Origin of the sequence: Ralstonia sp. R-29, from assembly GCF_049913345.1 — a bacterium.
Taxonomy (GTDB): Bacteria; Pseudomonadota; Gammaproteobacteria; order Burkholderiales; family Burkholderiaceae; genus Ralstonia.
Genome location: NZ_CP184378.1, coordinates 227,739 through 241,091, shown reverse-complemented (window position 1 = coordinate 241,091; position 13,353 = coordinate 227,739). Strand labels below are relative to the sequence as shown.

12 protein-coding genes are annotated in these 13,353 nt (G+C 65.0%); 7 read left to right on the top strand and 5 right to left on the bottom strand.

All coding sequences use genetic code 11. The annotated features are described in order from the left end of the window. Positions 1–61: 61 nt before the first annotated feature. The 7 genes from ACN9M1_RS18400 to ACN9M1_RS18370 all read left to right on the top strand — a co-directional run bounded on the left by ACN9M1_RS18400 (position 62) and on the right by ACN9M1_RS18370 (position 6,722). Positions 62–1,117 carry a 3-keto-5-aminohexanoate cleavage protein gene (locus tag ACN9M1_RS18400; RefSeq protein ID WP_426399998.1) on the top strand — a complete coding sequence of 352 codons (1,056 nt, stop codon included), beginning with the start codon at positions 62–64 and terminating at the stop codon, positions 1,115–1,117. A gap of 71 nt (positions 1,118–1,188) precedes the next feature. After that, complete coding sequence (locus ACN9M1_RS18395; RefSeq protein ID WP_426399997.1) at positions 1,189–2,526, top strand: MFS transporter; 1,338 nt, start codon at positions 1,189–1,191, stop codon at positions 2,524–2,526. 136 nt (positions 2,527–2,662) lie between these two features. Then, a complete protein-coding gene (locus ACN9M1_RS18390) occupies positions 2,663–3,655 on the top strand; it encodes a quinone oxidoreductase family protein (protein WP_426399996.1) in 993 nt (330 codons plus the stop codon). 9 nt (positions 3,656–3,664) lie between these two features. Beyond that, on the top strand, positions 3,665–4,513 hold the full coding sequence (locus ACN9M1_RS18385) for a TauD/TfdA dioxygenase family protein (protein WP_426399995.1): 849 nt from the start codon (positions 3,665–3,667) through the stop codon (positions 4,511–4,513). A 55-nt stretch (positions 4,514–4,568) separates the two neighbouring features. Continuing rightward, positions 4,569–5,711 carry a porin gene (locus ACN9M1_RS18380; protein WP_426399994.1) on the top strand — a complete coding sequence of 381 codons (1,143 nt, stop codon included), beginning with the start codon at positions 4,569–4,571 and terminating at the stop codon, positions 5,709–5,711. A gap of 101 nt (positions 5,712–5,812) precedes the next feature. Then, positions 5,813–6,385, top strand: coding sequence for an RBBP9/YdeN family alpha/beta hydrolase (locus ACN9M1_RS18375; RefSeq protein WP_426400762.1), 573 nt, complete (start codon positions 5,813–5,815; stop codon positions 6,383–6,385). A 13-nt stretch (positions 6,386–6,398) separates the two neighbouring features. Beyond that, entirely contained in the window at positions 6,399–6,722 is a 324-nt protein-coding gene (locus ACN9M1_RS18370; RefSeq protein ID WP_426399993.1) for a Rieske (2Fe-2S) protein, read from the top strand. Between the two features lie 23 nt (positions 6,723–6,745). Here the strand turns inward: ACN9M1_RS18370 and ACN9M1_RS18365 are convergent, their stop codons facing one another. The 5 genes from ACN9M1_RS18365 to ACN9M1_RS18345 all read right to left on the bottom strand — a co-directional run bounded on the left by ACN9M1_RS18365 (position 6,746) and on the right by ACN9M1_RS18345 (position 13,235). Further along, on the bottom strand, positions 6,746–7,168 hold the full coding sequence (locus tag ACN9M1_RS18365) for a hypothetical protein (protein WP_426399992.1): 423 nt from the start codon (positions 7,166–7,168) through the stop codon (positions 6,746–6,748). 554 nt (positions 7,169–7,722) lie between these two features. After that, positions 7,723–9,102, bottom strand: coding sequence for an MATE family efflux transporter (locus tag ACN9M1_RS18360; protein WP_426399991.1), 1,380 nt, complete (start codon positions 9,100–9,102; stop codon positions 7,723–7,725). Next, positions 9,099–9,722: a DUF2239 family protein gene (locus ACN9M1_RS18355; protein WP_426399990.1), complete on the bottom strand. Its 624-nt coding sequence runs from the start codon at positions 9,720–9,722 to the stop codon at positions 9,099–9,101. Before ACN9M1_RS18355 ends, ACN9M1_RS18360 begins: the two co-directional genes overlap by 4 nt. Before the next feature lie 282 nt (positions 9,723–10,004). After that, on the bottom strand, positions 10,005–10,268 hold the full coding sequence (locus ACN9M1_RS18350) for a YkgJ family cysteine cluster protein (protein ID WP_426399989.1): 264 nt from the start codon (positions 10,266–10,268) through the stop codon (positions 10,005–10,007). Positions 10,269–10,478: 210 nt separating this feature from the next. Continuing rightward, positions 10,479–13,235 (bottom strand): molybdopterin-dependent oxidoreductase, encoded by a 2,757-nt coding sequence (locus ACN9M1_RS18345; RefSeq protein WP_426399988.1) that lies wholly within the window; start codon positions 13,233–13,235, stop codon positions 10,479–10,481. Positions 13,236–13,353: the final 118 nt, after the last annotated feature.

Below are 13,353 nucleotides of genomic sequence, written 5' to 3'. Positions count from 1 at the left end.
TTGAAAACTACCGCGTCCCTATAGTGAAGTCCACCCGAGACATCCCTAGCGGAGACAACCCATGCAATTCCTCGACGATTCCCTGCACCCCGAAAACCAGGACAAGGTGGTCATCACCGTTGCGCCGTACGGCCCGGAATGGATGCCGGAAGATTTTCCGGAAGACATCCCCGTCACCATGGAAGAACAGGTGCAGAAAGCCGTGGATTGCTACAACGCCGGTGCCACCGTGCTGCACCTGCACGTGCGTGAGCTGGACGGAAAGGGCTCCAAGCGGCTGTCGAAATTCAACGAGCTGATTGCCGGCGTGCGCGCCGCGGTGCCGGACATGATCATCCAGGTGGGCGGCTCGATTTCGTTTGCGCCGGAAGACGAAGGCCAGGCCGCCAAGTGGCTGTCGGACGACACGCGCCACATGCTGGCTGATCTCACGCCAACGCCTGACCAAGTGACCGTGGCCATCAACACCACGCAGATGAACATCATGGAGCTGCTGTATCCGGAGTATCTGGAAGGCACCTCCTTGTCGCACCCGGCGTATCAGCAGGCGTATCGCGAGATGACCGTGCCGGCCGGCCCGCAATGGGTGGAAGAGCACCTGCGCCGTCTGCAGGCAGCGGGCGTACAGCCGCACTTTCAGTTGACCGGCATCCACGCGCTGGAAACGCTTGAGCGCCTCGTGCGCAAGGGCGTCTACAAGGGCCCGCTCAACCTGACGTGGATCGGCATTGGCGGCGGCTTTGACGGCCCCAACCCATTCAATTTCTTCAACTTCATCCACCGCGCGCCGGATGGTTGCACGCTGACCGCCGAGTCATTGCTCAAGAACGTGCTGCCGTTCAACATGATGGCCATGGCCATGGGCCTGCACCCGCGCTGCGGCATTGAAGACACCATCATCGACCAGCACGGCAACCGCATGACTTCCGTCCAGCAGATCGAGCAATGCGTGCGCGTGGCGAAGGAGCTTGGCCGCGAGATCGCCAGCGGCAAGGAGGCTCGCGCCATCTACCGCATCGGCGTGCAATACGACAGCGTGGAAGACACGCTGGCGAAGAACGGCATGTCCCCCAACCGCGCGCCAAACGTGAAGAACCTGCCGCTGCGCGCAGCCTAAACTAGAAACCGCAGCATCACCGGGCCAACACAGGCGGCGCTCAACGCAAGCGCCGCCACTCGGAGACCACCATGAATCTGCACGCCGCCGACCCGCGCACAGACCACGACGACTATCTCGTCAGCCGCCCCCAGGCGTGGTTTGCCTTTGCGATGACCTTCGCACTGATGCTGTTCGATTACATCGACCGGCAAGTCATCGTGTCGCTGTTCCCGCATCTGAAGACGGCGTGGGCGCTGTCGGACAAGCAACTGGGCGCGCTGGTGTCCGTCATCTCCATCGTGGTGGCGGTGGGCGGGCTGCAGGTGGCCCTGCTGGCCGACCGCTTCAGCCGCGTCAAAAGCATCGTCGTGATGGCAACGGTGTGGAGCTTGGCGACGATCTCCTGCATGTTCACGCGCAACTATGCGCAGCTCTTTGCGGCGCGGGCGATGGTGGGCGTGGGCGAAACGGGCTATGGCTCGGTGGGCGCTGCGCTTATCGCCAGCCTCTTTCCCCGGCGCCTGCGCGCCACGTTGATGGGCGCCTTCTTTGCGGCGGCCTCCGTGGGCTCCGTGCTGGGCGTGTTGCTCGGCGGCGTGATTGCCGCGCGCTGGGGCTGGCAGGCAGCCTTTGGCGTGGTGGGCGTGCCGGGGCTGGTGCTGGCATTGCTCTATGTGTTCGTGCCGGACTACAAGACCGTAGCCATGGCATCCAACGATGCCCAAGCGCGGCAGCCGGGCAGCACGCTCCTGCAGCGCGTGGCGACGGCCATCAGCAGCTCGCGCACGCTGTGGTGGACGTGCCTGGGTGCAGCCTTCCAGTTGATCGTCGTCTCGACCATCTGGTCGTGGCTGCCGAGCTACCTCAACCGCTATCACGGCACGGCGCCCGAGCATGCCGCCATGCAGGCCGCGCTGGTGGTGCTGTGCGGCGCGCTGGGTGCGTTCGTGTGGGGCGTGGTGGCAGACGTGGTGGCAGCACGCCGGCAGCGCAACCGATTGATTGCAGTCGCGGGGCTCGCCATCGTGACCGTGTTCGTCTTCGTTACAGCGTTTGGTTCCGCCATGTCCGCCAGTCAGCAGTTCCTGTTGATCGCGCTGGGTGGCTTTCTGATGACGTGCACAGTGGCGCCCGCTTCCAGCGTGGTGTTCGACGTGATTCATCCGGGTGTGCGTTCGACGGGCGCGGCACTGCTCTCACTGTTCCAGAACCTGTTCGGTCTGGCGATCGGCCCATTCGTGGGCGGCGCCATGTCCGATGCCTGGGGCTTGCAGACCGCGCTGGCGGTGATGCCGTTCTTCGGTGTCGTGGCGGCCGCCTGTTTTCTGCTGGCCGCGCGTAGTTACGAGGCCGAACTCAAGCGCGTCGCCCATGTGCCGATGGATGCGGCGCCGGTGGCCGGGCCGCCTGCGGTTGCATCTGCATGACCACCTGAGCCGCCCCTTTTTTACGCGCGCCGCCCGACAAGGCACCCGCATCCCTCTCCCGCTTTGATTGCGACTCGCCCCGCGAGCCGTGCGGGCAGCGCGCACCCAAAACATTGCTGAAACATTGGAGACACCCATGGCAACCGCAGTCCGTTTTCATGAAACCGGCGGCCCCGAAGTCTTGCGCTGCGAGACCGTCGAAGTCGGCCGCCCCGGCCCCGGCCAGGTCCGCCTGCGCCACGAGGCCGTCGGCCTGAACTTTGCCGATACGTATTTCCGCTCCGGCCTCTATCCGGTGCCACTGCCCGCCGGCATGGGCGTTGAAGCGGCAGGCATTGTCGAGGCCGTGGGCGACGGCGTCACCAACGTTGCCGAAGGCGACCGTGTCACCTACACCGGCTTCGTCAACACACTGGGCGCCTACAGCACCGAACGCCTGATCCCGGCCGCACCGCTCATCAAACTGCCGGATGCCATTGCCTGCGAAACCGCCGCCGCCATGACCATGCGCGGCTTGACCTCCGCCTACCTGCTGCGCCGAATCTACCCGTTTGCCAAGGGCGATACGGTGCTGCTGCACGCGGCTGCAGGCGGTGTGGGGCTGATCGTCTCGCAATGGGCCAAGCTGCTCGGGCTGACGGTGATCGGCACCGTATCGAGCGAAGCCAAAGCCGACATCGCCCGTGCGCACGGCTGCGACCACGTCATCAACTACGCGCACGGGGGTGACGACAATCGTGTCGCCAAGCGCGTGCGCGAACTCACCGACGGCGTGGGCGTGAACGTGGTGTTCGACAGCGTGGGCAAGGCCACCTTTGATGCCTCGCTCGATTCGCTCAAGCGGCGCGGGCTGATGGTGTGCGTGGGCACGGCGTCGGGGCCGATTCCCCCGTTCAATCCGCAGTTGCTGGCGATGAAGGGCTCGCTCTACATGACGCGCCCGGCGCTGGCGGATTACATCGCCGATCCGGCTGAAAAGGCGGCGCTCGCCGGCGAGCTGTTCGACCACGTCGCCGCTGGCCGCATCCGCATCGAAATCCACCAGTGCTACGCGTTGCAAGACGCCGTGCAGGCCCACCGCGATCTGGAAGCGCGCAAGACGACCGGCTCGTCGGTCTTCGTCATCTGAGGCACCGCCATGCGAGTCGAACAACTGACCAACGCGCTCGGCGCAGAACTCATCGGCGTGCAACTGGCTGATGCCATTGAAGACCACGGCCTGTTCAACGAGATCCGCGCGGCGCTGCTCACGCACCGCGTGCTTTTTCTGCGCGACCAGGACTTGAGCCGCGCGCAGCACGTCACCTTTGCCCGCCGCTTTGGCGATCTGGAAGACCACCCCGTGGCCGGCAGCGACCCGGATCACCCTGGCCTCGTGCGCATCTACAAAACGCCCGACCAGCCGAACGACCGCTACGAAAATTGCTGGCACGCCGACACCACGTGGCGCGAGGCGCCGCAGTTTGGCGCGGTACTGCGCTGCGTGGAATGCCCGCCCGTGGGCGGCGACACCATGTGGGCCAATATGGTGCTGGCCTACGAACGGCTGCCCGACGACGTGAAGCGCGACATTGCCAACCTGCGCGCGCGCCACAGCATCGAAGCCAGCTTCGGCGCTGCCATGCCGATTGAAAAACGCCTGGCGCTCAAGGCGCAGTATCCCGACCCCGAACACCCCGTGGTGCGCACGCACCCGGAAACCGACGAAAAGGTGCTGTACGTGAACGGCTTCACCACGCATTTCACGAACTACCACACGCCTGCGCGCGTGCGCGTTGGGCAAGACGCCACCAGCGGCGCGGCAGACCTGTTGCGCTACCTGATCAGCCAGGCGTATATCCCCGAATATCAGGTGCGCTGGCGCTGGAAGCCCAATAGCGTGGCCATCTGGGACAACACCGCCACGCAGCACTACGCGGTCATGGATTACGCGCCGTGCCATCGCAAGATGGAGCGCGCAGGCATTATCGGCAGCAAGCCGTTTTAAAGACCGCTGGGCCAACCGAGCTCGCGGCAACAACACCAAGAGGAGACCCTGCAACATGAAGAGCAAGCACATCGCCCCCATGGCGCCGATTGCCCTACTGGCCTGCGCCAGCGCGGCGTGCGCGCAATCGAGCGTGACGCTGTACGGCGTGGTGGATACCAACATCGAGTACGCCACCAACCTGCCCGGCGCCACGCCGGGCAGTTCCGGCAACCGCGTGTCGATGCAGAGCGGCGGGCTCTCCGGCTCACGCTGGGGCCTGCGGGGCACGGAAGACCTGGGCGGCGGTTTGAGCGCGCTCTTCGTGCTGGAAAGCGGCTTTGCGAGCGATACGGGCCAATCGCAACAAGGCGGCCGCCTGTTCGGACGTCAGGCTTACGTGGGCTTGAGGAGCGCCACCGTCGGGCAGTTCACGTTCGGGCGGCAGTACACGACGCTGTTCCAGTTGCTCGCCAACTTCGAGCCGATGGCGTATTCCACGCAGTACGAACCGGCCGCAGTGCAAACGGGTGTCAACTTCCGCTCCGACAACACCGCCATGTACACGGGCACCTTCGGCCCCGTCACCGCCCAGGCGCATTGGAGCTTCGGCACGGGCGCACCGAGCGCCAACCCTACCGGCGGCGGCAACGGCGAGGTGCCCGGGCAAGCCCGTCGCGATAGCGGCTACGGCGCGGGCGTGGCGTACATGGCCGGCCCCATCGGCGCCACGCTGGCCTTTGACCAGTACAACCCGAGCACGGCACTGGGCGGCGGTGCCTTCAGTTCGGGCACGGTGCGCAAGGCGGCGATTGCGGGCAGCTATCTGTTTGGCGACACCGTCAAGGTCATGGGCGGCTATCGCTGGGGCCAGAACAAGAACGCCAACGGCAGCGTCGCCCTACGTGACGACTACTACTGGGCCGGCGTGAACTACCAGGCCACCAATGCGCTGGGCCTGTCGCTCGAATACTCGTATCAGAAGATCAAAACAATCAACAGCGCGCCTTCCACACAAGCCAACCCGTGGCAGGTCGCGTTCATTGCCGACTACACGCTCTCTAAGCGCACCGATCTCTACCTGACTACCGCGTATGCACGCAACGCGGGCCTGGCGTTGGATCAGGCCACGGTGGACCTCAACGCCACAGGCTACGGCCTGGCCACCGGCAAAACGAGCATGGTGGGCGCAGCAGTCGGCATCCGCCACAAGTTCTGAGCGGCCAGAACCAGGGGAGGTGGCGTTGACGCGCCATCTCCCAGGTCGGCATTCGAGGAGGGCGACCTCCTCGTTTTTTATCCCCCAAGTTGAAGTCGATGATGATGTTGAAGACCACTCCGACCATCCTGATGGTGCCGGGCCTGCGCGACCACGTGGCCGAGCACTGGCAAACACTGCTGGAGACCCAGTTGCAGGCCGAAGGGCAGCGCGCGGTTTCCGTTCCGCCGCTCGAGGCCGACAAGCTGAGCTGCGCTGCACGCGTGGCCGCATTGGACAAAGCCATCTCCGCCATCGATGGCCCGGTGATCCTGGTCGCGCACAGTGCAGGCGTGATGACGACCGTGCATTGGGCCAAGCGGCACGCCCGCAAGATTCACGGCGCGCTGCTGGCTGCGCCGGCCGATCTCGATACGCCGCTGCCTTCTGGCTATCCCACGCCAGACGTGCTGCAGAAGAACGGCTGGCTGCCCTGCCCGCGCCGGCTGCTGCCGTTTCCCAGCATTGTTGCGGCGAGCCGGAATGATCCGCTGGCGTCTTACCAGCGCGTGGCCAGCATGGCGATGGACTGGGGGAGTCGGTTGATCGATCTGGGAGAAGTCGGGCATCTGAACCCGGCGTCAGGGTTCGGCCCATGGCCACGGGCGCAAGCGCTCATTCATGCGTTGCGCTGAACCGAGCCGCCACATGCCGAACACCGCGTCGATCCCCATGGCGGAGCTGCCGCCGGGCCAGCGCAAGCTGGTGTTCATTGATGGGCGCAGTGTGGTGGTCTTCAATATCGAGGGCACCGTCTACGCCATCGACAACAGTTGCCCGCACCAGGGTGCATCGCTGGCGCATGGCAAGCTCGACGGTACGCGGCTGCAATGCCCCGCGCATGGGCTGCACTTTGACCTTGCGACCGGCTGCACACCCGGCGCAGCCAGCCTCTGCCTGGACACCTACGCTGTTGACGTTATCGATGAACACGTCGTCGTGTCTCTCGAAGACGCGGCCAACGCGAGCTGACGGCGATATCGCCACCGCCCCTGCTAAGTATGCTGGGCCGAATCCTTGGCCAGCTCGGCATCGTCCGCAGCCAGCTCATGGAAGCGGGCGACCACGGCGGCTCGGCTCTCCGCGGTCGCCAGCCCTGACATCTGGGCCAAAAAGACAAGGCTTTGCGGAAACGTCTTGGCAGCCAATGCCTGCTTGATCTCCGCTGCCTCCTCCGGATCGGCGTCGGCACCGTGCATGCGCTCGTTCAACACCTGCACCATATTGCCGACCAGAATGTCGCGCTGCGGCGTTGTTTGCGCTGCGCGAAGCGCGTCGATGTGCTTGGCCGGCCGCGTATGCACGCCGGACGGTCTGAGTTCGCTGGTGAAATCGACCTTGTCCGTGCCGCGGCGGACGGATGCATCGCTGGCCTGATTGTGGATCACGCGTGTACCGACAGTGCTTTGGAACTGCACGCGCCCGCGTCCTGGCACAGTACGAGCCGGCGCAGACCCGGAGGGCCCCGCACCCGAGGATTGCCGCGATGGCACAGCTGAAGACGACGCCGAAGACGGCTTGCTATCGCCAGGGTCAGGCACCCCAAGGTGGGCACGCGTCAGCTTCGACGGTGCTTCCTGGTGCATGAGTGCCGCCAGCGATGGCTTGGAACGCTTGGGGGCCGTCGAAGTGATCCCAATGGTTTTTGCGAGCGACTTCAGCCCCTTGAGTACGGAAGTGCTCGTGCGCGCTCGGGCTGGCGCACTGGATGACGCACCGGAAGACGTGGTGGCAGAGGTCTGCCCAGCGTCTTGCGAGGCACGGTTGACGTGCGAAGTGGGGGACTGGGTGATTCGTGGCATCGTGGTTTCCTCAACGCAGGGGCTTCGAGATGGCGAGGCAGCCTTCCATTGACGCTCTGCTTTTCTCGATCTTCTGCCCCTATGGAAACATCAGACTAACGACCGCTGCGAACCCAGGCCGCATCCGCCGCGAACATTCCGCGCCCCCAACGAAGCCCCGTTGGAAACGCTCACACCATCCGCCGAATCCCAAAGCGCTGCGCACGACGCCGCCACACCAGGCCGTAGTACGCCCCCTGCATCACGAACATGGCGATGAACGCGGCGGGGTAAGCCGCCCAGATGCCATCCGTGCCGATATGCCGGCTCAGCATCCACGCCACCGGCACTTCCACCGCCGCAATCGCGAGGATGGAAATGGCCGTCGGCGCCATGACCGTGCCGCTGGCGCGCATCACGCCCGAGAACACGCTCGCCATGCCAAAGATGACCGAGCTCCACAGCGAGATATGCAGCAGGCTCTGCGCGAGGTCCATCACCTCCGCATTCGTGGTGAACCAGCCGATGACGGCGCGCGAGAACAACAACGCCAGCACCACCAGCACCCCGGTGATGGCGACGTTCAACCACAACCCGGTGCGCATGATGGCGTCGAGCCGATCAGGCTTGCCCGCACCGATGGCCTGTGCGCCCAGGATCGACGCCGTAATCGCAATCGACATGGCGGGGAACTGCACGTAGCTGATGATCTGCGTGCCGGCGCCGTAGGCGGCCGTGGCGTCCGAGCCGAAGCTGTTGACGAACGACAGCAGCGCCAGCTCCGCAATCGAGATGACCACCAGCTGCACGCCGGTCGGCACGCCAATCTTCAGGACAGTCCTGAGCACGCCAAAGTCGACCCACAGATGCCGCGCCAGCACAGCATCGGGCGCGAGCGGGTGGTTGCGGCGGCGCAGGAAGAACGCCAGCCACACCAGCGCCACCGTGAACGAAATGATGGTCGCCACCGCACCGCTGGCCACACCGAGTTGCGGCAGACCAAACCAGCCGCGAATGAACGCTGGCGTCAGTACCAGTCCGATCGAGGTCGACAGTGCAAGCGTGCGCAGCGGCGTGCGCGTGTCGCCCACGCCGCGCATCATCGCCGTGGCAAGCAGATACACGAACAGGCCCGGCATCGCATACAGCATCACACTGGCGTAGAGCGTGGCATCTTGCAGGATGTCGGTCGGCGTGCCGAGCCAGCCGAGCAGCGCATGCGCGAACGGCCCACCCAGCAGCGCCACGGCCAAGCCCGCGATAAAACCCACCGACAGCGTGGTCCCGGCCACGGTTTTGACCGCCTCAGGCTTCTTGGCGCCCCACGCTTGCCCGATCAGCACCCCCGCCCCCGAGCCCAGCCCGATGATGAAGGCGATCAGGAAAAACAGGATCGGGAAGAAGGCCGACACTGCGGCCAGCGCCTTCACGCCCAGCATGTGGCCGACGTAGACGTTATTGAGCGTGCCCGACAACGATTGCAGGATGTTGGCCAGGATCAGCGGCCCGAGAAATGACACAAAGGTCCGCCACAGCGGGCGAGGTGTCGGTACTGCGGTAGGTGCCGTCATGCAGCCGCCTCTTCTTGTGAGTGGGTATCGAACGCAGCGTGCGCCAGTTCACGCGCGAAGTCGCGCACGTCGGCGGTCCAAGTTTGGGTGAGGGATTGAAATGCGCCGGCATCGCCAGCGAACAACGCGCGCGTGGCCTCTTCAAAGCCCGCGGCATTGCCGGCCATGGCGGCCATGAAGCGGTAGGCCGCTTCCTGTGCAGCGCGGCGGCGGTCTGCGCCTTCGGTGGCGCGGCGTGCGTCTTCCACCAGCTTGCGCAAGGTGACGGATGCCCCGCCCGGCTGCGCGGCCAGCCAGTCCCAATGACGCGGCAATAGCGTCACCTCCCGGGCAATCACGCCCAGTTTGGGACGGCCGGGGCCGCGCGGGCGGCATTCGGTGTCGGCGGCAGTTGGCACGGGCGACGCCGTACGGTCGAGTCGCGCGAGCACCTCGTCCAGCGTACCGCGCACGTCGAATTCCACGGGCTGCGCGCTCGTGTTGTCGAAGACGAGAACTTGGGAGTCGGGGTGCGCGTCGAGGTGCGTTTTGACCGCCAGGGCGACGTCGCGGACGGGCCCGCCGGCCAAGCGTCGGGTGCCGGCAAAGGCCGTGCACGCGTGGATTGCTGTGGCATCCATAGGAATGTGCTCCTGCTGCGAATTTCAACAGGAACGCATTCTACCCGGGTTTAATTAAGAGTCAATATTATCCGGGTGAAAAATGCCAGCAAGCCCTCCCCCCTTGAATCCGAGCCTTGTTGGTGGCCCATACATGGAGCATGAGGTCGCAATCGATCCGGCGGACTCCGCTCTCGTCAGCCAGCCGGTCAGTTCACCCCGCGTAGGTCGGTATCAAGAAGGGGGCGAAAGCGTTCATTCGCCCCTTTTATTGTGTGAGGCCGTTAGAACGGACTCACGTTCTCAGACCAGCACGTGACGTGTTTCGACAAAGAAGCGCTGAATCTGCCGTTCAACGTCCGGATCGATCATCTGGTCCGGCCGCTTTCCGTTCGGACAAGCAAGCCTCGGTGTCGTCCCAAACAAGCGGCAGATCAAGGGGCGCTCCAGATACACACTGCATCCCTTGGTATCAAGATGCGGGCAACTCAGGTTTGCCAACGCCGCTTCGTGCTCGGCATCGCTCTTGACAGGCAGCCTCGACATCTCTTCCGTTGAGGCAGTCACCGGGCCACAGCAATCATGACAGCCGGGGACGCACTCAAACGCGGGGATGCGTGAGCGAAGAAATCTGATCTTTTGACTATGCATTGGCGAACTATCCGGGACTCGACCGGGCGAGATGATAAGGCGTTGCCCCGATGCGGTACCGCCATCGAAAAAAGGGACGGCGGTTGGCGTCCCGTCTTTCCGATGACACATCTTGGTGCCGTGACATCACGCCGCCTCTTCCGTCAGCACCCGTGTTTCCGCCAGCAACCGCTTGAGCTCCGGCACGCAAGAGCCGCAATTGCCGCCCGCCTTCAGGCAGGCAGTGATCTCGCCCGTGGATTGCAGGCCCTGGGTGCGGATGGCATCGCAGATGGTGTTGCGGCCCACGCCAAAGCACGAGCACACGGTGGGCCCCACATCGGCGCCGGCTTCCATCGGTTGGCCAAGCAGTACGCCCGCGCGGTCGAGGTCTTCCAGGCGCGGCTGCGCAAACAGCCCGGCCAGCCAGTTGCGCGATGGCAGATCGGGCCGTGGCGAGAGAAATACGCACGCTTCAATGCGATCGTCCACCACATGCACGGCGCGATAGACACGGGCCGTGGCGTCTTCGTATTCGAGCCAGTCGGCGTGCGGGTCGTCCACGCCGAGCAGCTTGCGCGCCCAGTCATGCACGTTGCCGAGTGGCTGCCGCCCAGCCAATTCGTAGCGCACGAATTGCTTGCCCTGAATGCGCGTCCACCACGTTGCGTCGTCGGTATCCAGCGCGCGGCGCGAGAGCACGAAACCGTGCCATGCCACGTCAAACGGCTCGACCATCACCGGCGTGTGCTTGAACTCGGGCTCGCCAGAGACAGGGTCGACCTCCGGGTTGACCACCGCGCCTACACGCGCATCGGAAGCAAACTGGCCATTCCAGTGGATCGGTACGAACACGCTGCCGCGCGCGATGCCGCCCGTCATGCGCACGCGCGCCACCACACTGCCCCAGCGCGACGACACGCGCGCGAGGTTGCCTTCGCGCACGCCGGCCAGCAGCGCATCGTGCGGGTGCAGGTCGACAAACGGTTCGGGCACGTGGTCGGCCAGCTTGGGCGCACGGCCGGTGCGCGTCATGGTGTGCCACTGGTCGCGCACGCGGCCGGTGTTGAGGACGAGGGGGTAGTCGCCACCTGCCTTGTGCACGGGCGCGCGCGCCGGCGTGGGCACAAAGCGCGCGCGGCCATCGGCGTGCGCGAAACGGCCATCGCGGAAGAGACGCGCCTCGCTGCTGCCGGAAAGCGTGACTGGCCATTGCGTCGGCACCATGCTGTCGTACGCACCGGCGTCGAGCCCCGTCAGGCCGCCAAGGTGGAAGGCACGGCGTACACCGCCTGCATCATTGGCATAGGCCGACAGGCGTGCGTGCTCGTCGAACACCGCGTGCTGGCTCTTGAAGTCGAAGCCGTCGTAGCCCATGCGGCGAGCCACGTCGGCGATGATGTCCCAGTCGGCACGAGCCTCGCCCGGTGCTGGCAGGAAGGCGCGCTGGCGCGAGATGCGGCGCTCGGAGTTCGTCACCGTGCCGTCTTTCTCGCCCCAGCCGAGCGCGGGCAGCAGAACGTCTGCCAGCACGGTGGTATCGGTGGCTTCCACGATGTCAGAAGCGACAACCAGTTCGCACTTGGCCAGCGCCCGCCGCGCCTGGTCGGCATCGGGCAGACTGACCACGGGGTTGGTGCCGATGATCCACACCGCCTTTACGCGCCCGTCTTCAATAGCCTGGAACAAGTCGACTGCCTTCAGCCCCGCCTTGTCCGCCATGCGCGGTGCGTTCCAGAACGTCTGCACCAGCTCGCGATGAGATGGCTCATTCAGCTCCATGTGCGCGGCCAGCATGTTGGCGAGGCCACCGACTTCACGCCCGCCCATCGCATTCGGTTGGCCGGTGATGGAGAACGGCCCCATGCCCGCGCGCCCGATCCGGCCCGTGAGCAAGTGGCAGTTGATGATGCTGTTGACCTTGTCGGTGCCCGCGCTGGATTGGTTGACGCCCATCGAGAACGCGGTGATGGTGCGTTCGGTGTTGGCAAACCAGCTGTAGAACGTGAGCAGATCGTCGAGCTTGAGCTTGCAGGCCTTGGCGACGGCTTCAACGTCTTCGCTCTCGGTGCCGGCGGCTTGCAGTGCGGCGTCGGGGCCGTTGGTGTGCAGGGTGACGAAGTTGCGGTCCACCACGCCGCGCCGGGAGAGGAACGACAGCAGACCATTGAACAACCACACATCCGTGCCGGGCTTGATGGGCAGGTGCAGATCCGCCAGTTCACACGTGGCGGTGTGGCGCGGGTCGACCACCACCACCTTCATCTGCGGCCGCGCCTCTTTTGCGCGCACGATGCGCTGGAACAGGATTGGGTGGCACCACGCGGTGTTGGAGCCCACCAGCACGACCAAGTCTGCTACTTCCAGATCGTCGTAGCAGACCGGGACGAGGTCTTCGCCAAACGCGCGCTTGTGCCCGGCCACGGCGGACGACATGCAGAGGCGTGAGTTGGTGTCGATGTTGGCGGTGCCGATGAAGCCCTTCATCAGCTTGTTGGCGACGTAGTAGTCCTCGGTTAGCAACTGGCCGGAGACGTAGAGTGCGACGGCGTCAGGGCCGTGGTTGTCGATGATGCGGCGGAAGCCTTGGGCGACGGTGTTGAGGGCGGTGTCCCATGACACGCGGTGTAGCGGCGCAACCGGCGCGTCGTGGTCGTGCGCACGCTCGCGCATCGCCGGATACAGCAGGCGGCCTTCGAGGCTGACGGTCTCCCCCAGTGCGGAACCCTTTACGCACAGGCGGCCGGCGTTGGCGGGATGGGTGGGGTCGCCTTTGATGTCGACGGTGCCATCCGGCTGGGGGGTCGCCAGTACGCCGCAGCCGACGCCGCAGTAGGGGCAGGTGGTGCGCGTGGTGTTCGCGGCTTCAGTGGCTGGGTGAATGGGGATGGTTTTCATCGTCATCTCTGTGGTGCTGTACGTTGTAGTGCATCCCTGGTTTCATCCCCTGCCGGGGCTGACTCACTTTTCTTTGTCTTGCCAAAGAAAAGTAAGCAAAAGAAAGGCGCGCCCGAGATGGCGA